The sequence below is a fragment of the Variovorax sp. dw_954 genome, assembly GCF_018449755.1.
In the GTDB taxonomy this organism is placed as follows: Bacteria; Pseudomonadota; Gammaproteobacteria; order Burkholderiales; family Burkholderiaceae_C; genus Variovorax.
The window spans coordinates 83,991-103,869 of record NZ_JAAVVD010000007.1 but is presented as its reverse complement, the minus strand read 5'-3'; the positions used below and the strand labels follow the sequence as shown (position 1 = coordinate 103,869).

At 66.2% G+C, this 19,879-nt stretch carries 19 protein-coding genes; 9 read left to right on the top strand and 10 right to left on the bottom strand.

The annotated features are described in order from the left end of the window. Window positions 1-28 precede the first annotated feature (28 nt). Window positions 29-1,009: a 4-hydroxy-3-methylbut-2-enyl diphosphate reductase gene (ispH, locus tag HB681_RS13355; protein WP_213955312.1), complete on the bottom strand. Its 981-nt coding sequence runs from the start codon at window positions 1,007-1,009 to the stop codon at window positions 29-31. Next, window positions 1,006-1,449 carry an FKBP-type peptidyl-prolyl cis-trans isomerase gene (locus tag HB681_RS13350; RefSeq protein ID WP_213955472.1) on the bottom strand — a complete coding sequence of 148 codons (444 nt, stop codon included), beginning with the start codon at window positions 1,447-1,449 and terminating at the stop codon, window positions 1,006-1,008. The genes ispH and HB681_RS13350 overlap by 4 nt, the downstream gene beginning before the upstream one ends. Before the next feature lie 79 nt (window positions 1,450-1,528). Here HB681_RS13350 and radC point away from each other — a divergent pair, with 79 nt between their 5' ends. Beyond that, window positions 1,529-2,206, top strand: coding sequence for a DNA repair protein RadC (radC, locus tag HB681_RS13345; RefSeq protein ID WP_213955311.1), 678 nt, complete (start codon window positions 1,529-1,531; stop codon window positions 2,204-2,206). A 54-nt stretch (window positions 2,207-2,260) separates the two neighbouring features. Beyond that, entirely contained in the window at window positions 2,261-2,920 is a 660-nt protein-coding gene (locus tag HB681_RS13340; protein WP_213955310.1) for a Smr/MutS family protein, read from the top strand. 108 nt (window positions 2,921-3,028) lie between these two features. Here HB681_RS13340 and HB681_RS13335 read toward each other — a convergent pair whose 3' ends face one another. Together HB681_RS13335 and HB681_RS13330 are read right to left on the bottom strand one after the other, a co-directional pair. Continuing rightward, window positions 3,029-4,273 (bottom strand): FAD-dependent oxidoreductase, encoded by a 1,245-nt coding sequence (locus HB681_RS13335; protein ID WP_213955309.1) that lies wholly within the window; start codon window positions 4,271-4,273, stop codon window positions 3,029-3,031. 22 nt (window positions 4,274-4,295) lie between these two features. Then, window positions 4,296-4,709 carry a group II truncated hemoglobin gene (locus HB681_RS13330; protein WP_213955308.1) on the bottom strand — a complete coding sequence of 138 codons (414 nt, stop codon included), beginning with the start codon at window positions 4,707-4,709 and terminating at the stop codon, window positions 4,296-4,298. A gap of 182 nt (window positions 4,710-4,891) precedes the next feature. Between HB681_RS13330 and HB681_RS13325 the strand changes: the two genes are divergently transcribed. From HB681_RS13325 to HB681_RS13295, 7 genes are all read left to right on the top strand, one after another. Further along, window positions 4,892-5,719: an ABC transporter substrate-binding protein gene (locus tag HB681_RS13325; protein WP_213955307.1), complete on the top strand. Its 828-nt coding sequence runs from the start codon at window positions 4,892-4,894 to the stop codon at window positions 5,717-5,719. Between the two features lie 149 nt (window positions 5,720-5,868). Continuing rightward, window positions 5,869-6,564, top strand: coding sequence for an amino acid ABC transporter permease (locus HB681_RS13320; RefSeq protein WP_213955306.1), 696 nt, complete (start codon window positions 5,869-5,871; stop codon window positions 6,562-6,564). A gap of 25 nt (window positions 6,565-6,589) precedes the next feature. Continuing rightward, the gene (locus tag HB681_RS13315; protein WP_213955305.1) at window positions 6,590-7,300 is read left to right on the top strand and encodes an amino acid ABC transporter permease; all 711 of its coding nucleotides are present in this window, start codon (window positions 6,590-6,592) and stop codon (window positions 7,298-7,300) included. Continuing rightward, entirely contained in the window at window positions 7,297-8,040 is a 744-nt protein-coding gene (locus HB681_RS13310; protein WP_213955304.1) for an amino acid ABC transporter ATP-binding protein, read from the top strand. Before HB681_RS13315 ends, HB681_RS13310 begins: the two co-directional genes overlap by 4 nt. 163 nt (window positions 8,041-8,203) lie before the next feature. Continuing rightward, complete coding sequence (locus HB681_RS13305; protein ID WP_213955303.1) at window positions 8,204-8,839, top strand: hypothetical protein; 636 nt, start codon at window positions 8,204-8,206, stop codon at window positions 8,837-8,839. Between the two features lie 126 nt (window positions 8,840-8,965). Then, complete coding sequence (locus tag HB681_RS13300) at window positions 8,966-9,964, top strand: 2-oxoglutarate and iron-dependent oxygenase domain-containing protein (protein WP_345944672.1); 999 nt, start codon at window positions 8,966-8,968, stop codon at window positions 9,962-9,964. Between the two features lie 75 nt (window positions 9,965-10,039). Beyond that, a complete protein-coding gene (locus HB681_RS13295; protein ID WP_213955301.1) occupies window positions 10,040-10,948 on the top strand; it encodes a hypothetical protein in 909 nt (302 codons plus the stop codon). 33 nt (window positions 10,949-10,981) lie between these two features. Here HB681_RS13295 and HB681_RS13290 read toward each other — a convergent pair whose 3' ends face one another. The 6 genes from HB681_RS13290 to HB681_RS13265 all read right to left on the bottom strand — a co-directional run bounded on the left by HB681_RS13290 (window position 10,982) and on the right by HB681_RS13265 (window position 19,689). Beyond that, complete coding sequence (locus HB681_RS13290; RefSeq protein WP_213955300.1) at window positions 10,982-13,498, bottom strand: FtsX-like permease family protein; 2,517 nt, start codon at window positions 13,496-13,498, stop codon at window positions 10,982-10,984. A 57-nt stretch (window positions 13,499-13,555) separates the two neighbouring features. Beyond that, complete coding sequence (locus tag HB681_RS13285; protein WP_213955471.1) at window positions 13,556-14,458, bottom strand: formate dehydrogenase accessory sulfurtransferase FdhD; 903 nt, start codon at window positions 14,456-14,458, stop codon at window positions 13,556-13,558. Between the two features lie 58 nt (window positions 14,459-14,516). Then, window positions 14,517-14,894 (bottom strand): hypothetical protein, encoded by a 378-nt coding sequence (locus HB681_RS13280; RefSeq protein WP_213955299.1) that lies wholly within the window; start codon window positions 14,892-14,894, stop codon window positions 14,517-14,519. A gap of 241 nt (window positions 14,895-15,135) precedes the next feature. Next, window positions 15,136-16,203: an ABC transporter substrate-binding protein gene (locus tag HB681_RS13275; protein WP_213955298.1), complete on the bottom strand. Its 1,068-nt coding sequence runs from the start codon at window positions 16,201-16,203 to the stop codon at window positions 15,136-15,138. 153 nt (window positions 16,204-16,356) lie between these two features. Next, window positions 16,357-17,763: an MFS transporter gene (locus HB681_RS13270; RefSeq protein ID WP_213955297.1), complete on the bottom strand. Its 1,407-nt coding sequence runs from the start codon at window positions 17,761-17,763 to the stop codon at window positions 16,357-16,359. A gap of 24 nt (window positions 17,764-17,787) precedes the next feature. After that, window positions 17,788-19,689 carry a sugar phosphate isomerase/epimerase and 4-hydroxyphenylpyruvate domain-containing protein gene (locus tag HB681_RS13265; RefSeq protein WP_213955296.1) on the bottom strand — a complete coding sequence of 634 codons (1,902 nt, stop codon included), beginning with the start codon at window positions 19,687-19,689 and terminating at the stop codon, window positions 17,788-17,790. Window positions 19,690-19,879 lie beyond the last annotated feature (190 nt).

Sequence of the window (19,879 nt, the reverse complement as noted above, 5' to 3'; positions counted from 1 at the left end):
TCGCGCCAGCGGATGTCGGCAAGCGCGCTCAACCGAGGTGTCCCGGCAGCGGTGGGTCGAGCCGAAGGCCCTTGGGCAGCGGGAACTTGGTGGTCTCCTCGATGCCGCCCATCTTGCGCACCGACACGGCGCCGAAGGCCCGGATCCGTTCGATCACCTCGGTCACCAGCACCTCGGGCGCCGAGGCGCCAGCGGTCAGGCCGATGCGGGACTTGCCTTCGAACCATTCGGCCCTGAGTTCGGTCGCGTCGTCGACCATGTAGCTCTCGGTGCCCAGGCGCTGCGCCAGCTCGCGCAGGCGGTTGCTGTTGGAACTGGTCGGGCTGCCGACGACGATCACCAGGTCGACCTGGGGGCTCATGATCTTGACCGCGTCCTGCCGGTTCTGCGTGGCGTAGCAGATGTCCTGCTGCTTGGGCTCGCGCACCGCCGGAAAGCGCTCGCGCACGGCGGCGGCGATCTCGGCGGCGTCGTCCACGCTCAGCGTGGTCTGCGTGACCACGGCGAGCTTTTCGGTCTGGCCCGGCTGCACGCGGGCCACGTCGGCAACGTCTTCGACCAGGTGGATGCCGCTCGACAGCTGGCCCATCGTGCCCTCGACCTCGGGATGCCCCTTGTGGCCGATCATGATGAATTCGTAGCCTTCCTTCGCGAGCTTGGCCACCTCGACGTGGACCTTGGTGACGAGCGGACAGGTTGCATCGAAGACGTCGAAGCCGCGCTCGCGCGCCTCCTGCTGCACCGCCTTGCTCACGCCGTGCGCGCTGAAGACGAGCGTGGCGCCCGGCGGCACTTCGGCCAGGTCCTCGATGAAGATCGCGCCCTTGTCCTTGAGCGTGTTCACCACGAAGGTGTTGTGCACGATTTCGTGGCGCACGTAGATCGGCGCGCCGAACTTGGCGAGTGCGCGCTCGACGATCTCGATGGCGCGGTCCACGCCCGCGCAGAAGCCGCGCGGCTCCGCCAGCAGGACTTCATCCAGGGTTCTGGTGCCGGTCTGATTGCTCACAGCACGCCGATCAATTGCACTTCGAAGGTCACGGGCTGGCCTGCGAGCGGATGGTTGAAGTCGAACTGCACGGCCGTGTCGTTCGAGTCGATCACGGCGCCGGCATAGCTGCCCATGCCGTCGGGGGTGGGGAACTGGACCACGTCGCCGATGGCGTAGCGCTCGTCGGGGTCGCCCATTTGCGCCAGCAGGGACTTGGCGACCCACTGCTGCATCTCGGCGTTGCGCTCGCCGAAGGCCTCGCCGGCAGCGAGTTCGAAGGTGGCGTGCGTGCCCTCTTCCAGCCCGATCAGGCGCTGCTCCATCGCGGGCGACAACTCGCCGGTGCCCAGCGACAGCGTGGCGGCCTTGTCGGCGAAGGTGTTGATGATGTCGCCCGCCGGCCCGGCCAGCCGGTAGTGCAGAGTGAGGAACGAGCCGGGCGTGACGACGGCATGGATGGTGGGGGCGGACAAGGTGGGCGTCTCTGTAAACTGGACCCGGTATTTTAGGGAGTGGGGTCAAAGACCCCTGGAGAACATGACATTCAAGGATCTGCCGGCCGAAATGCGCCCGCGGGAAAAACTGATCGCGCGTGGCGCAGGCGCGCTGGGCGACGCCGAACTGCTCGCCTTGCTGCTGCGCACCGGCATCGCCGGCAAGAACGTGCTGCAGTTGTCGCAGGAATTGCTGGATCGCTTCGACGGCATCGCCGGGCTGCTCAATGCCAGCCTGGACGACCTGAAGAGCATCAAGGGACTCGGCGGCAGCGCGAAACGGGCCGAGCTCAGTGCGGTGCTGGAACTGGCGCGCCGCGGCTTGGCCGAGCAACTCAAGAAGCGCGCGGTGTTCGACTCGCCGGATGCGGTCAAGCACTACCTCCAGCTGCATTTGGGGTCGCGCACGCACGAGGTCTTCGCGGTGCTCTTCCTCGATGCGCAGCATCGGCTGATCGCGATGGAGGAGTTGTTCCGCGGCACGCTGACGCAGACCAGCGTCTATCCCCGCGAAGTCGTCATGCGCGCGCTGCACCAGCATGCCGCCGCCGTCGTGCTGGCGCACAACCATCCGAGCGGCTGCGCGGAGCCGTCGCGCGCGGACGAATTGCTGACGCAGACCCTGAAAGCCGCGCTGGCTCTCGTCGACGTGCGGGTGCTGGACCATGTGATCGTCGGCAAGGGCGTGTCGCTGTCGATGGCCGAGCGGGGCCTGGTGTAGGGAAGGGCCTGCGCTATCGAGCGCGCCCCGCGCCCGTCTCGTAGGATGGAGGCAATGGCCTCCAAATCCTCCAGCAGTCTCAAGGCGCTCTCCGACCTGAAGACGATCCAGCGTTCGCTGGCCGAGCAGCGTGAACGCGAAGCCGCCGAAGCGGCGTTGCGTGCCGCCGCCGAAAAGAAACGGCTCGCCGAAAACGACTTGTTCTCGCGCGCCATCGGCGCCACGCAGCCCCTGCGGCGCAAGGCCGCGGTACCGCTCGCACCCGAGCCGCCGGCGCCAATTCCCGTGCAGCACCAGCTCGACGAGCAGCGCGTGCTGCGCGAATCGATCAGCGACGACTTCGACGTGACGACCCTGCTCGACGTCGACGACGCGATGAGCTTTCGGCGGCCGGGCATCGGCACCGACGTGACGCGCAAGCTGCGCGCGGGCGAATGGTCGATCCAGCGCCAGGTGGACCTGCACGGCCTGCGCAGCGACGAGGCGCGCGAGGCGCTCGGCGCCTTCATTCGCACGGCCCACAAGGCGGGCGTGCGCTGCGTGCGAGTGGTGCATGGCAAGGGGCTGGGCTCGCCGGGCAAGCAGCCGGTGCTGAAGACCAAGACGCAGCGCTGGCTGATCCAGAAGAACGAGGTGCTGGCGTTCGTGCAGGCGAAGCCCGCGGAAGGTGGGGCGGGGGCGCTGGTGGTGTTGCTGGCGCCTGTGGGGAAGTAAGCCTTACCTCCAGGCTCCGCAGCGTTGCGCGGCGCGCCTCGCGCCCCTGCAAGACGCCCCCCCGCGCGCGTGCCGCGGTGCTCTGCCAGAAGAGGCGGGGCCGCGCCTTTACAGCAAGGACTTAAGAGGCACCGCCGCATCCGCCACCACCGCTGCGTCCGGATTCTTTCCGGCTTCCAGCAGCTTGCGACTCATCATGTGATCGACCGGCGCGTTGACCGTTTCGACGCACACCAACCGCCCGTCGACGTAGTGGAAAAGCGAGAACGCATTCGGATTCGCGCCCGGTCCGGGCCGGCGCGCCGTGGTCATGCCCGGCGTGCCCTCGGCCGGCATCAGCCCAGCCATCTGCAGGCGCAGGCCGAGCTGGTCGGACCAGAACCAGGGCAAGGCGTCGTGCGGTTTCGGCGCGCCGGTGAGCGTGGCGACGGCGGTGCGAGCCTGGTCGTTGGCGTTCTGCACGGACTCCAGGCGCAACGCGCGGCCGGCGCGGCGATCGGGAAAGCGGGTGCAGTCGCCGACGGCGAGCACCTTCGCGTCGCTGGTCTGCATGTGCGCGTCGACCACGATGCCGTCCGCGCATTCGATGCCGGCGGCTTGCGCCAGCGTGGTTTCGGGGACGGCGCCGATGCCAAGCAGCATCAGGTCGACCGGCTGCTTCCGGCCATCGACCTCGACCGAGACGAGGCGATGGCCGTCGATCTCGAAGGCGCCCACTGTCGCGCCGAGCACGATGTCGATGCCGGCTGCACGGTGGGTGGCGAGCACATGCGCCGACAACTCGGGCGACACGGCGCGGCCGAGCAGACGCGGCGCCACCTCGATCACGCGCACCGTCTTGCCGAGGGCCTTTGCGGTGGAAGCGACCTCCAGTCCGATGAAGCCGCCGCCGAGCACCGTCACGTCCTGCGCCTCGAGCAGCCGGGTGCGCAGGCGCAGCGCCTCGTCGGCGGCGCGCAGCGAAACGACGTTGTCGATCAGGCTGGTCGACAGGCCCGCAAGCTGGCGCGCCCGGGTGCCGGTGGCCAGCACCATGCGTTCATACGGCAGCACTGCACCGGAACGCAGCGAGACGGTCTGCGCCGCGCGATCGATCGACGTCGCCGCATCGCCAAGATGCAGCGTGATGCCTGCATCGCGGTACCAGTCGGTGGCCTTGTGCGGCTGCATCGCTTCTTCGGCGCTCTTGAGGAAGGTCTTGGACAACGGCGGCCGATGGTACGGCTCGCACGGCTCTTCGCAGACGAGGTGCACCCGCGCGCCCTGCCCCGCTTCCACGAGGCCGGCGCACAGTTGTGCGGCGGCATGTCCGCCGCCGATGATGACGATGTTGTTGTGGGTGTCTTGGCTCATGAGATGGGTCTTCAAGGTGTTGTCAGCGGTTGCGCATCCAGTCGGCGGTCTGGAAGAACGAATTGCGCAGGCGCTCGCGCAGCGCTTCGGGCACGCCGGTCTCGCCCATCGCCTGGTCCATGCAGGCCAGCCATTGGTCGCGTTCCTTGATGCCGATGCTGTGGCCGCCGATGCTCTGCGGCAGGTGGCGCGCGCGCAGCATCGGATGGCCGAAGCGGTCGGTGTAGTGCTGCGGGCCACCGAGCCAGCCGCACAGGAACCAGAACAGCCGCTGGCGCGCGTTGTCGAGCGTGGTGCCGTGCACGGCGCGCAGCTGCGCGTAGGCGGGTTCGAGGTCCATCAGGTCATAAAAGCGCTCGACCAGCGCATGGACCTTGCCTTCCCCGCCGATCCATTCGAACGGCGTTGCGAACGGGGGTTTGTCTTCAATCTGCATGGGCGGGAGTATCCCCCGACGCGCGCGGCCCGGAGGGCGGTCGGGAACTCCTGGCGTTGCAATCGCCGATGCCGGGTATCCAGTCGCATATGGATATGCAGACAGGCGATTTAGCAATCGGCGGTTTTGTTGCTATGGTTTCGCCCCCGGCTTTCATTTCCCAGCGGAGAGAGAACAACACCATGCGTCACAGCTTCATCGCAGCGGCGATCGCCGCTTCCACCTTCCTGCTCGGCAACGTCGCCCATGCCGACCAACTGGCCGACATCAAGAAAAAGGGCGAACTCGTCGTCGGCGTGCTCGGCACCGACGAGCCCGCGACCTTCGTCGACCCCAAGACGCGCCAGATCGTCGGCTACGAAGTCGACCTGGTCGATGCCATCGCGAAGAAGATCGGCGTGAAGCCGGTGCTCAAGCAGATCGCCGTGGCGGCGCGCATTCCTGAACTGCAGCAGGGCCATGTGGACCTGGTGGCCGCCGGCCTCACGCACAACAAGGAGCGCGAGGCTCAGATCGACTTCTCGCTCACCACCTTCGTCACCGGCCAGAAGGCCATCGTGAAGAAGGACAGCGGGATCACCGACGTGCCGCAGCTTGCGGGCAAGAAGGTGCTGACGATTCGCGGCGGCACGCAGGAGCCGAACATCCGCAAGGCCGTGCCCAACGTCGAGGTGGTGACCTTCGATACGAGCCAGCAGGCCTTCCAGGCGCTGCAGCAGGGCAAGGGCGTGGGCTATGTCGACGACGAAGCGGCGCTCTTGCGCAGCTATGCCAAGCTCGGCCCGCAAAAGGCGCAGTACGTGGTGCTCAAGCAGAACCTGAGCACCGAGTCGCTTGCCATCGGCATCAAGAAGGGCGAGGCCGGGCTCAAGGCAGTGGTGGACGACACGCTGCGCGAACTCGAGAAGTCGGGCGAGGCCCAGAAGATCTTCGTCAAGTGGTATGGCCCGGATACCGCCTCGGGTTTCCAGTCGCGCGACTTCAAGTTCGATACCGACAAGATCGAGTAGGCCTGTAACACCGCGCTCAGGTCGATCCCGCTTTGAGCGCCGCGGGGGCGGGCCGCAACGCGACCCGCCCCTTGCCTTTCGGGCGAGGCCGCGCGCCTGCGTACCATCATGTCCGCGCACGCGCCCTTCGACACGCCGCCGATATCCCGATGCCCCTGTTCGACTACTCCCTTCTGCTGACAGGCAAGTACCACGACATGCTGGTCGCGGGACTGTGGCTGTCGCTGCAGCTGCTGGTGGTCGCGCTGGCGCTGGCGCTGCCGATTGCGCTGGTCGTGGCGCTGCTGCGGCTGTCGCCGCTGGCGCCGCTGCGCTGGCTCGGCTTTGCCTACGTCGAGTCGATCCGCAACATACCGCTGCTCGCGCACATGCTGTTCTGGTACTTCGGCGCGCCCGAGCTGCTGCCTGAAGGCATCAAGCAAACGCTCTACGCCGGCCACATCGAGGCCTACAGCGCGGTGATCGCGCTGGCGCTGTACACGGCGGCCTTCATGGCGGAGGACATGCGCAGCGGCATCCGCGCGATCCCCGCGGTGCAGTTCGAGGCCGGGCGCGCGATGGGCTTCAGCTACCTGGCCACCATGCGCCGCGTGGTGCTGCCGCAGGCGCTGCGCGTGACCGTGCCGCCGCTGATCTCGCAGACGCTGAGCCTGTGGAAGAACACCTCCATCGCCACCGTTATCGGCGTGGCCGAACTGATGTACCAGGCGGGCCAGGTCGAAAGCGCGAGCTTTCGCAGCGCCGAATCCTTCGCGTTCGCGAGCGCGGCCTACCTCACGGTGTCGCTGGCCATCACGGGGCTCGCGACCTGGTACCACCATCGCTTTCCGGTGAGGACCATATGAACGCCGCAACTGGAGGCCCTCGCTGATGCTGGACGTCATTCGCGACTATTGGGTGTACTTCCTCATCGGGCAGTACCCCAACGGGCCGCTCGGCGGGCTGGTGCTCACGCTGCTGCTGGCCTCCTGCGGCCTAGTGCTGGCGTTGCCGCTGGGCATCGTGCTCGGGCTGGCGCGCGTGAGCCCGTGGCGCTGGGTGCGTTGGCCGGTAACCGGCCTCGTGTTCGTGGTGCGCGGCCTGCCGTTGTTGATGGTGATCTTCTGGGCCTACTTCTTCCTGCCCAGCGTGACCGGCATCAAGACCGACCAGTTCACCACGATGCTGATCGCGCTGGTAGTGTTCGATGCGGCCTATCTTGCGGAGATCGTGCGCGCCGGCATCCAGGGCCTGCCGCGTGGACAGATGGAAACGGCCCGCGCGCTGGGCCTGGGCTACGGCCGCGCGATGCGCCTCGTCGTGCTGCCGCAGGCGCTGCGCAGCATGCTGCCCTCGCTGGTGAACCAGTTCGTCTCGACGATCAAGGAGACCTCGCTGGGCTACATCATCGGCCTGGCCGAGGTGTCGTTCATCGCGACGCAGATCAACACGCAGGTGTTCACCAAGCCGGCGCAGATCTACCTGATCCTGGGCGGCACCTACTTCATCCTCTGCTTCGGCCTGTCGCGCTTCGCCTACTGGCTGGAACGCCGGCTCGCACGCCGCGGCGTCCCTACTGTCATCCGCAAGGTGCCCGCATGATCGAGCTTGAAAAAGTCAACAAGTGGTATGGCAGCTACCACGCCCTCGTCGACGTGACGGAGACCATCCGCAAGGGCGAGGTGGTCGTCGTGTGCGGGCCTTCGGGCTCGGGCAAGTCGACGCTGATCCGCACCCTCAATCGGCTGGAGCCGATCCAGTCGGGCCGCATCGTGCTGGACGGCCAGGACATCCACGCACGCGGGCTCGACGTGAATGCGTTCCGCTCGCGCATCGGCTTCGTGTTCCAGCAGTTCAACCTGTTCCCGCACCTCACGGTGCTGCAGAACTGCACCATGGCGCCGATGCAGTTGCGCGGCCTCGGCCGCAAAGAGGCCGAGGAGCGCGCGATGGCCTTGCTGCAGCGCGTAGGCCTCGCGAACAAGGCCAACGCCTGGCCGAGCGAACTGTCGGGCGGCCAGCAGCAGCGTGTGGCCATTGCGCGCGCGCTCGCGATGCAGCCGCCGCTGATGCTGTTCGACGAGCCCACCAGCGCGCTCGACCCCGAGATGGTCGGCGAGGTGCTGCTGGTGATGCGCGACCTCACGCGCGACGGCATGACCATGGTCTGCGTGACGCACGAGATGGGCTTTGCGCGCGAGGTGGCCGACCGCGTGCTCTTCATGGACGAAGGCCGCGTGCTCGAACGCGCCACGCCCGACGACTTCTTCAACCGCCCGCAGCACCCGCGTGCGCAACAATTCCTCTCCGACATCCGCTCGCCCTTTGCGCGCGATGCATGACCAGCCCTGTATTCTTGTGAGTGCTTTCTCATCCGCTCGCACCGAAGCGGTGTCTTAAGCGGAGTGCGCATTTCGTGTGACGACGACCTCACTTTGTTCCGGTCGAATCCCTCAGTCCTCGATTCACTAAAATCCAGGCCACAAATAACCAGGGAGTTCTCGAATGAAGACAAGCGTCGCCGCAATAGCGGCAATCTCGGTTCTGTTCGTTACCGCATGCGGCGACAAGAAAGCAGCCAGTAAGGAAAACTTCAAAACGGCCATTCAAGCCTATTTCGACTCCAAGCCGGGCGCCTGCGTCGGCTTGCCGGACAAACAGATGCCGTTCAAGGTCGAGAGCGGCGGCTTCCGCGTCAGTCGAATTGATCAAGCTGACGCACTTGTCGAAGCGGGCTTGCTTAGTAAACGCGAAACCGAGGTTCCCTCCACGGGCTATTTCGGCCCCAACAAGATGGTTCCCGGCGTTGAATACAGCCTTACCGACGAAGGGGCGAAGCAAGTCGTCAAGAGCGCCGGCAGCGACTTCGACAAGCGGGATGGTTTCTGCGCAGGCAAGTACCAAGTGGTCGAAGTCATCAATTTCACCGATCCCGCAGAAGCTTACGGACAAAAGCTTTCGCAGGCCAACTATCGGTACAAAGTTGAAAGCCCGCCCGCTTGGGCAAAGCTGCCAAGGATGCAGGCGGTATTTCCCCAACTGGCGAAAGACATGAAAGACGATCCCGCCGACAAGGCCGTACTTGTCTCGACAAGCGAAGGCTGGCTGCACGAGCGAGTGTTTAAGGGCAAAGGCAACTGACATCGCTGCCTGCAGCAGGCGCCGAATCGCCGGGACGCAAGAGTCAGATCGCATTGGGTGGCGTCTTCCGTGGGATCGCAACTCCCCCATCGCCACACGCCTGCGACATCGAACGGAATGCACATCGTGACCTACGAATTACCCATCATCGAAATCTCGGCCCTTTTAGAGCCCGGCGACGCCCGCCAAGCCGTCGCCGCACAGATCCGCCAGGCCTGCCGCGCGCACGGCTTCTTCTACGTGACGGGTCACGGCGTCGATGCGGCACTGGTGCAGCGGCTCGAAGACCTCAGCCACCGGTTCTTCGAACTGCCCGAGGACACCAAGATGCAATGGCGCATGGCGCTGGGCGGGCGCGCCTGGCGCGGCTTCTTCCCGCTCGGCGGCGAGCTGACATCCGGACGGCCTGACTGGAAGGAAGGCCTCTACCTGGGCACCGAGCTGGCCGTCACGCACCCGCTGGTGCAGGCGAAGACGCCAGTGCACGGACCCAACCTCTTCCCCGACGTGCCGGACTTCCGCGAGACCATCCTCGACTACCTGGCTGCAGTCACGCAGCTGGGCCACACGTTGATGGAAGGCATCGCGCTGAGCCTGGACTTGCCGGCCTCGTACTTCGCCGAACGCTACACCTCTGACCCGCTGATCCTGTTCCGCATCTTCAACTACCCGACGCAGGCCGTGCCACAAGGGATGGACGTGCAATGGGGCGTGGGCGAACACACGGACTACGGCCTGCTGACGATCCTGCACCAGGACCATATCGGTGGCCTCGCCGTGCACACGCCCGCCGGCTGGATCGATGCGCCGCCGATCAAGGGTTCCTTCGTCTGCAACATCGGCGACATGCTCGACCGCATGACCGGCGGGCTCTACAAGTCGACGCCGCACCGCGTGAAGCGCAACACCTCGGGCCATGACCGCCTGTCGTTTCCGCTGTTCTTCGACCCGAACTTCGAGGCGCGCGTGCAGCGCATCGAGGGACTCGCCGGTGCGGACGCGCGCGACGACAGCACCGAGCGCTGGGACCGCGCCAACGTGCATGCCTTCAACGGGCGCTACGGCGACTACCTGCTCGACAAGGTGTCGAAAGTGTTCCCGCAGTTGCGCGACGAAGTTCTTTGAATCGAACCGCAAGCCGCCGGCGAGGCGGCATCTCGGTTGGTATGCTGCCTTCGCCTCACGCACTTGGGAGCTACCTTGACGACAACTTGCGGGATCTTCGGATTCGAGTTCACCCAGCCGTTTACGGCCGCCGGCCTGACCTTCACGCCGTTGTACTCGCACCCTCCCGTCGCGACGCAGGTTGCCCGCGACCCGGACGCCCACCACTTGACTGGCACCGTGCACGGGCTGAACCTCGCGGCCGACCAAGTCATCTATCGGCTGGAAGCAGTGCTCTCGTTCATCGAGCATCTCGACGTGCGCCTGAGCGAGCCGACCGCCGACGAAGCAGCGCTCACCGATCCGCGATCGCATTTCGACCAGGTCCAGCGTCATGGTCGCCGCCACAACGGCGGTGGCGCGGTGATCAACCCCGACTGGTTCGCGCCCCATCAGAGGGCCCGACACGACTTCATCCAGCGCGCGATGGACCGGCTCGCCGACGACGCGTTCTGCGAGGCAACCAAATTCCGGCTGCTCTTCATCAAGGCATCGGAGACCTTCCGCCAGCGCCAGCCGTTCATGGAGGTGACGTACTTCCTGCTGTACTCGGGTCTTGAGGCGTACGCGCGAAAGGTGCAGAACCACGTTGGCTCCAATGCCGTCAAGCCTATCGTTGCCATGCTCAAGGCGCACGGGTTCGACGTCTGCGCCCACGACCAGAAGAACCATGCACGGTCGATGACCACCTACTGGGGAATCCGAAACGCCATCTTTCACAACGGCGAGTTGGCGGGGACGGTTCGGGTGGACAATGTTCACGCGACGCTCCCGAGTGAGGAGTACCTCTATCACTTACAGATGCTCGTCTGCCTGACGATCATGAAGGCCATCGGGTTCGAGGACGCGCACCGGAATTGGGACTGCTGGATCGACTACAAGCCACACGGAAACCTGGGTCAGTTCCCCAGCGAGCTTGAGGCTCTGCTCGCCGCACATGGCTAGCCAACAATCGCCGTCTTCAAGATGTGTCCCTGACTACTCCGCCGCGCGCCTCAAGGTGTCTACCACCGGCCGCCGCAGCACCTCCCGCAAGCCCCACCAGCCCGCCGCCAGCGCCAGCACCGCCCCCGCCAGCGAGCCGAAGATGGGCACCCACGGCGACGCGGTCCAGGTGAACTCGAACACGTAGCGGGCCAGCGCCCAGCCGATCACCGACGCGACGATGCTGGCCAGGAAGCCGGCCAGCAATCCCACGCCCGCCAGTTCGGCACGCTGTACCTGCCGCAACAAGCTCGCACGCGCGCCGACGGCACGCATCACCGCGAACTCGCGCGCACGCTCCTCGCGCGTGGCGGTAACCGCAGCGAACAGCACCACCAGCCCCGCCGCGAGCGTGAAGCCGAACAGGAACTCGACCGCGCGAACCACCTGGTCGAGAACGCGCTGCACCTGCACGATGGTCGCGCTCATGTCGACGTTGGTGACGTTCGGGTAGGCCCGCACCAGCGCGTTGTCGAAGCCCTTGGTCTCTGGCGCGCGGAACGCACCCATGTAGGTGACCGGCACATCGGCGAGCGTAGCCACCGTGTACATCACGAAGAAGTTGGCATGCAGCGAGCCCCAGTCGACCTTGCGCAGCGAGGTGATGCGCGCCTCGCTCGGGATGCCGCCGATGTCGAAGCGCAGCTTGTCGCCGAGCTTCAGGCCGAGCGTCTCGGAAAGGCCTTCCTCCACGCTCACTTCGCCGGGCGCATCCGGCGTCCACCTGCCCGCCGTGATGCTGTTGTGCGGCGGCGCCTCGGCGCTGTTGCTGAGGTTGAACTCGCGGTCGACCAGGCGCTTGGCGCGGTCTTCGGTGTAGTCGTCGGGCGACACGGGCTTGTCGTTGATGGCCACCAGGCGGCCGCGAATCATCGGATACCAGTCGAACTTCCGGACGCCGGCATCGCGCAGGGATTTCTGGAAGTCGTTGCTCTGTTCGGGCATCACGTTGATCACGAACCGGTTGGGCGCATCCGGCGGCGTGGCGCGGCGCCAGCTCGCGACAAGGTCGGTGCGCAGCAGCACCAGCAGGACCAGCGCGAGCAGGCCCACCGCCAGCGCACTGACCTGCACCACCGCATACACCGGTCGCGCCGAGATCTGGCGCGTGGCCAGCACCAGCCAGCGCGGCGCGGTGCTCTCGTTGACGCTGCGCCGCAGGACCTTGACCGCAAGCCAGCTCAACAATGCGAACACCGCCACCGCCCCGGCAAAGCCGCCGACGGCGATCAGCCCGAGCTTGATGTCGCTGCTGGCCGCGATGAGCAATGCCGCGAAGCCGAGCACGCCAATGCCGAGCACCGTGACCGACGCCGGCTTGAGGCCGCCCACGTCGCGCCGGATCACGCGCAGCGGAGGCACCCTCGCCAGTTGCAGCACCGGCGGCAAGCCGAAGGCGAACAGCAGCGTCAACCCCATGCCGAGCCCGAATCCGACCGGCCACAACGTCGCCGCAGGCAAGGCCGTCTCGACCAGCCCGGCCAGCAGCACGACGAACGCATAGTGGATGCCGAAGCCCGCCGCCACGCCCAACGAACTGGCCACGAGCCCGACGACGGCGAACTCGAAGGCATAGGCGCCGGCGATGGTGCGCTGGCTCTGGCCCAGCACGCGCAGCATGGCGCAGTCGTCGAGGTGGCTGGCGGCGAATCCACGCGCGGCCAGCGCGACCGCGACGGCGCTGAGCAGCGCCGCGAGCAAGGCGACGAGGTTCAGGAATTTCTCCGCCCGGTCGAGCGTCTGGCGCATCTCGGGGCGCCCGCTTTCGAAAGACTCCAGGCGAATGCCGCGCAGCTCGCCCTTCTTGATGCCGGCGTCGACCTCGTCGCTGAACTGCTTGACGGCGCGCGCCTCGCCGGCCACTGCGAAACGATAGCTCACGCGGCTGGCCGGCTGCACGAGGCCGGTGCGCGCGACGTCGGCCTGGTTGAGCATCACGCGCGGCGCAAAGCTCATGAAGCCCGCGCCGCGGTCGGGTTCGAGCGTGATGATGCGGGCGATGCGCAAGTCCGTATCGCCGAGCAACACGCGGTCGCCGATCTTCAGCGCCAGCGATTCGAGCAGAGACGCATCGACCCATGCCTCGCCCGGCGCCGGCACGTCGCGCGTGGGCGCGCCGGGTGCGTCGGGCGTGGTCGCCGTCTGCACGCTGCCGCGCAGCGGATAGCCGGTGGTCACGGCCTTGAGCGCGACGAGCTTGGTGGCGCCGCCCTGTGCGTCGTCGGCGCGCGCCATGGTCGGAAAGCCATAGCTGCCGGTGGACTGCAGGCCCAGCGCATGCGCGCGCGCGATGAAGGCCTGGGGCGTCGGGTTGTCGCTGGCCAGCACGGCATCGCCGCCCAGCAACTGGCGGGCGTCGCGCTGCAATCCGCCCTTCAAGCGGTCCGCGAAGAAGCCGACCGCCGTGAGCGCCGCGACCGCCAGCAGCACGGCAACGATGAGCAGGCGCAACTCGCCGGCGCGCAGGTCGCGCCACAGCGTGCGCCAACCGAGGCGAAGGGATGCATTCATGCGCGACACCATAGCCGACCTACGGCGCCCCGACGAAACCCGGGCTTTCGAAGGCCTTTATTCGCGAGATGGCGCGTGTGGCGGCGCGTGCGACGGCCCGGCCAGTTCCGGTTGCAGCACCAGCCGCCCTTCCCCCGCGTAGCAAAGAAAGCGCCGGTTCGTCGCCCGCCCGATCGCGCAGAGCCCAACGCGCTGCGCCACCTCGTGCCCCATCTGCGTGATGCCGCTGCGCGAGACCACGATAGGTACGCCCATCTGCGCCGACTTGATGACCATCTCGCTGGTGAGCCGCCCGGTCGTGTAGAACACGCGGCCACGCGCGAGCGCGGCGGCCGGCTGCATGGCGATCCAGCCGGCGATGGTGTCGATGGCGTTGTGCCGGCCCACGTCCTCGACGAAGCATTGCATCGCCACGCCCTCATCAGGCTCCAGCGTGAACAGCGCGCAGCCATGCACCGAGCCGGCCGACTTGTACGTGCTCTCCTGGAGCCGGATCGCGTTGACCAGCGCATAGAGCTGCGCCTGCGTGAAGCGCGTGTCGGGCAGCTTCAGGGCGTCGATGCCGGCCATGAGGTCACCGAACACACTGCCTTGCCCGCAGCCGGTGGTCACGACCTTCTTCGCGGTGCGCTCCTCGATGCGATCGATGCCGGCGTGCGTCCGGACGGCCGCCGCGTTCACCTCCCAGTCGACCGTGATCGATTCGACATCGGACGCCGACTCGATCAGCCGCTGGTTGAGCAGGTAACCCAGCACCAGCAGTTCCGGCTGCGCGCCGAGGGTCATCAGCGTGACGAGTTCACGACGATCCACGTACACGGTGAGGTCGCGCTCGGCGGGGATGGAGACGGTGCCGCGCTCGCCGTGCTCGTCGATGACGGCCACCTCGCGCGTGAGCGGTGCAAGTGCGGTGGTCAGGCGGGGCAAGGGCTGCGCACGGAGGGGAATTGCTTCGGGCATGGCATCGGGCATGGACATGCCGGGCACGATAGCCCAAAAGCAATGCACCAGCCGGAGCTCAACTCACCTTCAGGCAGTCGCGCTGGGTGACCGAGAAATCGACCTGCTGATCACCCACCATGTAGAGGTGCCTGAACGTGACGCCGCGCGCCAGCAGCGCGCGCACATTGGGCGTGTTGCAGTTCTTGGCGGTGATGCGGCTTCGCAGCGCGGAGGAATCCACCCCACCGGGACGGATGTAGTGATAGGTGGCGACCCGCGAGCGCGACTCGTATTCGGCACCGATCAACGTGGCCTGGTCTCCCATTCGGATTGGCACCTGTTGCAGCACCCGCTGCACGCCGCTCTTCATGCCGGCTTCGAGTTCGGTGTCGCTCATGGTCGAGAGGCGGGACCGTTCGTCCGCGGCGGTGGCCGGTGCGCCGAGCGCCAGCAAGGCGAGTGCAAGTGCGATGTGCCGCAGGTGACAGCGATGGGTTGATGGGCGCATATGAAACGAAACTATGACTTTCGTATTCATCTGCGTCAACGAGCGATCGGCATACGCCGGATGGCTGGGGAAGGATGGAATGGCGAAATGAAGGCTGCTCGAAGCCTCGCCGGCCAGCTGCCGGGTCGCAGGTCGGGCCGCGATGTACGGTGCTTCTCGAAGAACTCGCGGCCGATGCTCGACGCGCCTACGAATCGATCAGCTTTTCCGCCTGCAACACCAGTTCCTGCGGGATCTTCAGTCCCAGCGCACCGGCGGTCTTGCGGTTGATGATCAGGTCGAATTTCGAGGGTTGCTCGATCGGCATGTCGGCCGGCCGCGCGCCCTTGAACACCTTGTCGACGTACTTTGCCAACTGCCGAAAGGTGTTGAAGGAATCGATGCCGTAGCTCATCAAGCCGCCGTCCCGCACGTTCTCGGGCAGGCCGAACATCGACGGCATGCGGTGCGCCAGGGCGAGCGCGGCGATCTGTTTTCCCGCGCTCCAGAGGAAGGCATCCGGCGAAACCGAAACGGCATCGGCCTGCTGTTGCGCCAGCGCGAGGAAGGCGCCGGGAAGCTCATCCGGCGTACTCGCGGTGGCAAAGAGAAGGCGCAGGTCCAGTTGCTCTGCGACGGGTTGCATCGTCGAGTGCACGCTCGGGTAGTTCGGGTTGGCCGGGTTCGACAGGACTCCGAGGCGCTTCAACCCCGGCACCATCTGCTTGAACAACTGGATCCGCTTGCCAGTCAGGTCGGCGGTGGAATTGGAGAGCCCGGTCATGTTGTGGCCGGGATGCGAAAGGCTGTCCGCGAAGCCTGAGCGCACCGGATCGGAAACGCTCTCGAAGACGATGGGAATGACGCTGGTCGCCCGCTGAGCCGCCAGGGCACCGTTGGTCGTGGAGGTCTCGATCAGGTCGACCTTGAGCGCGACCAGTTCCTCGGCGAGGCCCGGCAGACGCTCGACCTTTCCATCGGCATAGCGATCGACAAGCACATAGTCACGGCCCCTGGTGTAGCCGAGGTCTTGCATCGCCTCAAACAACACGTCGCCATAGGGCTTGCTTTGCGCGGAGGTGTAAGGGCTGAGGGTGCCCAGGGTCCGGGGCGCGCGTTGCGCGTGAACCCATGAAGACGCGGGCCATCCCAGTGACATGCCGACGAGCACATTACGACGATTGACCACGATGCCTCCTTCGAGCCGGTCGACGCGGCGCCGTGTGATGGCGCGCTTCGTCCAACATGTGAAGACCAACGCTCCCTGGGCAGTCATCTTACGGTCGCTCATGGCTTGCGGCCGACCCCGTGTACAAGCCGATTCTTTTCCACGAAAAAGGGCCGGTGTTGTGCACCGGCCCAGATCGCGTCTATTTGATTCGGGCCGGTCTCGATCCCATTTGCCCGCGCTATCTATGGATAGCCTTGATCAGGCCGAAGCAGGCTGCAACTTGCCTTCAGCCAGCGTCTGCTCACGCAGGCGGTCATATTCGGCCTTGGGCACCGGCACCGCATTCGGGTCGCCGAGGTCCTTCATCTGCACCCGATAGGTTTCACGGGCAGTCCAGGCCGCGATGGCCGCGACGACGCAGATGGCCAGGGTGATGGTGCCGATCATGACCGGGATGTTGGTCGCACCGGGAGGCGCCACGGCGACGAACAGGGCCGGCAACAGCGCAGTGACGAGCGTGCCGAGATTCTGCGAGATGGCCATGCCGGAGACACGGGTGCGGGTCGGGAACATCTCGGGGTAGAAGCTCGGGAAGATCGCGTTGTAGCCCTGGTAGACCACGCCCCACATCAGCAGCGAGAAGACGATGGCCATCGGCACGCTGTGGATGCTGATCGCATACAGGTAGCCGAAGGACAGCAGGCCCGCACCGATCGCACCGGCGATGATGGGAATGCGGCGGCCGATCTTGTCGGAGAGGTTGCCCACGAAGGGAATCACCAGCACCGCGACGATGTTGCCCATGACGGGAATCCACAGGTAGAGGTCTTTCTCGAAGTTGATGCCGTAGCCCGGCTGCACCGCGTAGGCCGCACCGAAGATGGTGGTGACGACGGGAATCACGTTCATCAGCGAGCAGCACATCACGCGCAGCATGTCGCGCCAGCTTTCCTTGACGGCCTGGATCACGGGCGCCTTCTGCACCTCGCCGCCGGCATCGACATCGACGAACGCGGGCGTCTCGTCGACTTCCTTGCGGATGATGTAGCCCGCGACGATCACGACGAAGCTCAGCAGGAACGGAATGCGCCAGCCCCAGCTGTTGAAGGCATCCTTGTCCATGTAGTGCGCGAGCGGAAGGAACACGGCGGCGGCGAGGATCTGGCCGGCCTGCACGCCCTGCAGCGTGAAACTGGCGAAGAAGCCGCGGCGGCCGAAGGGCGCGTGCTCCAGGATCATCGAGCTCGCGCCCGAGATCTCACCGGCGACCGCGAAGCCCTGGATCAGGCGCAGCGCGACGAGCAGCGCGGGCGCCCACAGGCCGACCTGGTCATAGGTCGGCAGCAGCCCGACCGCGATGGTCGAGAAGCCCATCAGGAACATGCACATGATCAGCACGTTCTTGCGGCCATGCGTGTCGCCCCAGTGGCCGAGCACGAAGGCGCCGATAGGGCGTGCGACATAGCCCACGCCATACGTCGCGAGCGACGCGATGATGGCGATCTGCGGGTCGCCCTTCGGGAAGAAGATCTGCGGGAAGATCAATGCCGCCGCGGTGGCGTAGATGAAGAAGTCGTAGTACTCCAGCGCCGAGCCGATCCAGCCGCTGGCCGTGGCTTTCTTCGACTGGTGCCTGCCTTGCGGCTCGTGATCCAGAGTTGTCATGGGTAGTCTCCTGTTGAAATGGGGTTACTGCTGCTGCGCCTGTGATGCCATGCGTGCGGGCGCGTTGCTGGCGCCATAGGCGTCGTAGGCATCGATTCGCTGCACCACCTCGAAGAACAGGCCGTTCTCGAAGCTTTCGGTATAGATGTGGAGGTAGGCGCCGGCGGCCGAGCGGTCGTACAGCACGCCGGCCGCGCGCATGTTCGCGAGCAGCGTAGGGTCGATGTCCATGCGAGTGGGCAGGTCGTCGTAGTAGTTGTCGGAGATCGGCACGAAGCGCAGGCCCTTGCCGCGCAGGCTGGCCACGGTCTCGAAGATGTCGGTGCAGTCCAGCGCGATGTGATGCACCGCGCCGCCGCCGGTGCGGCTCAGCGTCTGTGCGGTGCGGGTGCGCTGGCTCGTCGACACGTTGAGCACCAGGCGCACGCTGCGGTCGGCATTGGCCACGCCGCGGCTGCGGATCAGGCCGAAGGGGTCGGCCAGCTCCAGGCTCTCGCCGGTTTCGAGGCCCAGCACCGCGCGCGAGAACAGCACCCAGGTGTCGAGCTGGTCGAGTTGCAGGCCCAGCGCGACGTGGTCGATGCGCTGCAGGCCGGCGCCGGGCACGGCCGAGCTGTCGTCGAGGATGAAGTCGGCTTCGTACAGGCCGGTGTCGCCGAGCGACGACGAGACGAAGTGGACCAGGTTGCCGCCGGGCGCGATCATCGCGGGCACATGCAGCTCGTTCGGCCCGACCGGGCTGTCATGGCGCTGCGAAAGCATCGCGCTGGCGCGCTCGACGGCCGCCGCAGGATCGGCGCAACGAAGGCCGAGCGCGCATACCGAGGTGCCGTGCAGGTCGAAGCGACCGCGCGCAAACGATCCCGGTTGCGCGTTGACGATCATGTAGATGTCGCCTTGCAGATAGAGCACCACCGCCTTGGAACGGTGGCGCCCAACGCGCCGGAAGCCCAACTGCTCCAGCATCGTGCCCAGCGTCACGGCCGAGCTTTCGTCGGCGGCGAATTCGAGGAACGCGTAGCCCGACAGCTTCGGCGCGGCCGGCGGGTTGAACAGCTCGACCTGGTTCAGCGCACGTTGCGCCTTGCCGTCGGTCGTCGATGCCTTCACGAGGCGGTCGCGCGTCTGGCTTTCGAGGTACAGCAGCGAACGCATCGCATCGACCGCGGTGCGCTTGTTCGGCGTCTCGCGGAACACGTCGTTGAAGATTTCCAGCGACAGCGGCCCGGTGTAGCCGGCGAGCAGCGTCTTCTCCAGGAAGCTCACCATGTCGAACTCGCCCTGCCCCGGGAAGGACCGGTGATGCCGCGCCCACTGCAGCACGTCCATGGCCAGCAGCGGCGCATCGGCCATCTGCAGGAAGAAGATCTTGTCGCCGGGAATGTCGACGATGCCGGCCGGATCGTCCTTCAGCGAATAGGTGTGGAAGCTGTCGAGGATCAGGCCGAGGTTCGGATGATCGGCGCGCTTCACGATGTCCCAGGCCTGGCCGTAGAGCGAGGTCGCCTTGCCCCAGGCCAGCGCCTCGAAGCCCACGCGCAGGTTGCGCTGCTTCGCGCGCTCGGCCAGTTCGTGCAGTTGCTCTGCAGCCAGCGCCGGGTCGTTGATGACCAGCGGCGAGGTGTTGGAGCAGCACAGCACCAGTTCCGCGCCCATCGCCTGCATCACGTCGAACTTGCGCTCGGCGCGGTCGAGGTTGCGCTGGTGCTGCGCCGCTGGCATGCCTTCGAAGTCACGGAAGGGCTGGTAGAGGTCGATGCCCAGGCCCAGGTCTTCGGTGATCTTGCGGAGGTCGGCGGCGGCGCCGTTGAAATTGATGAAGTCGTTCTCGAACAACTCGATGCCGTCGAACCCGGCGGCAGCGATGGCTTCGAGCTTCTGGCGCAGCGTTCCGCTGAGCGATACGGTGGCGACGGATCTGCGCATGATCTCAGTCCTTGCGGCCGAAGCCGCGCTCCGCGATTGCCGCGCCGCCGCCAAACGCACCGGCTGGGCCGATGAGTGCTGCGCAATTTGTCTCTTTTGTGTTCATGGGGGGTACTGTGAAACCAGCAGTCACCGTTCACAATCTCCCCGAACCGCTCATCGATCGATCATCGATCGTCCTCGATCATTA

Excerpts from the sequence above, each read along its gene's own strand:
- HB681_RS13310 (WP_213955304.1), top strand. The coding sequence starts at position 7,297 with ATGATCGAGCTTGAAAAAGTCAACAAGTGGTATGGCAGCTACCACGCC.
- HB681_RS13270 (WP_213955297.1), bottom strand. The coding sequence starts at position 17,763 with ATGACAACTCTGGATCACGAGCCGCAAGGCAGGCACCAGTCGAAGAAA.
- HB681_RS13265 (WP_213955296.1), bottom strand. The coding sequence starts at position 19,689 with ATGCGCAGATCCGTCGCCACCGTATCGCTCAGCGGAACGCTGCGCCAG.
- HB681_RS13325 (WP_213955307.1), top strand. The coding sequence starts at position 4,892 with ATGCGTCACAGCTTCATCGCAGCGGCGATCGCCGCTTCCACCTTCCTG.
- HB681_RS13330 (WP_213955308.1), bottom strand. The coding sequence starts at position 4,709 with ATGCAGATTGAAGACAAACCCCCGTTCGCAACGCCGTTCGAATGGATC.
- HB681_RS13290 (WP_213955300.1), bottom strand. The coding sequence starts at position 13,498 with ATGAATGCATCCCTTCGCCTCGGTTGGCGCACGCTGTGGCGCGACCTG.
- HB681_RS13335 (WP_213955309.1), bottom strand. The coding sequence starts at position 4,273 with ATGAGCCAAGACACCCACAACAACATCGTCATCATCGGCGGCGGACAT.
- radC (WP_213955311.1), top strand. The coding sequence starts at position 1,529 with ATGACATTCAAGGATCTGCCGGCCGAAATGCGCCCGCGGGAAAAACTG.
- HB681_RS13305 (WP_213955303.1), top strand. The coding sequence starts at position 8,204 with ATGAAGACAAGCGTCGCCGCAATAGCGGCAATCTCGGTTCTGTTCGTT.
- HB681_RS13340 (WP_213955310.1), top strand. The coding sequence starts at position 2,261 with ATGGCCTCCAAATCCTCCAGCAGTCTCAAGGCGCTCTCCGACCTGAAG.
- HB681_RS13315 (WP_213955305.1), top strand. The coding sequence starts at position 6,590 with ATGCTGGACGTCATTCGCGACTATTGGGTGTACTTCCTCATCGGGCAG.
- HB681_RS13320 (WP_213955306.1), top strand. The coding sequence starts at position 5,869 with ATGCCCCTGTTCGACTACTCCCTTCTGCTGACAGGCAAGTACCACGAC.
- HB681_RS13285 (WP_213955471.1), bottom strand. The coding sequence starts at position 14,458 with ATGCCCGAAGCAATTCCCCTCCGTGCGCAGCCCTTGCCCCGCCTGACC.
- HB681_RS13275 (WP_213955298.1), bottom strand. The coding sequence starts at position 16,203 with ATGACTGCCCAGGGAGCGTTGGTCTTCACATGTTGGACGAAGCGCGCC.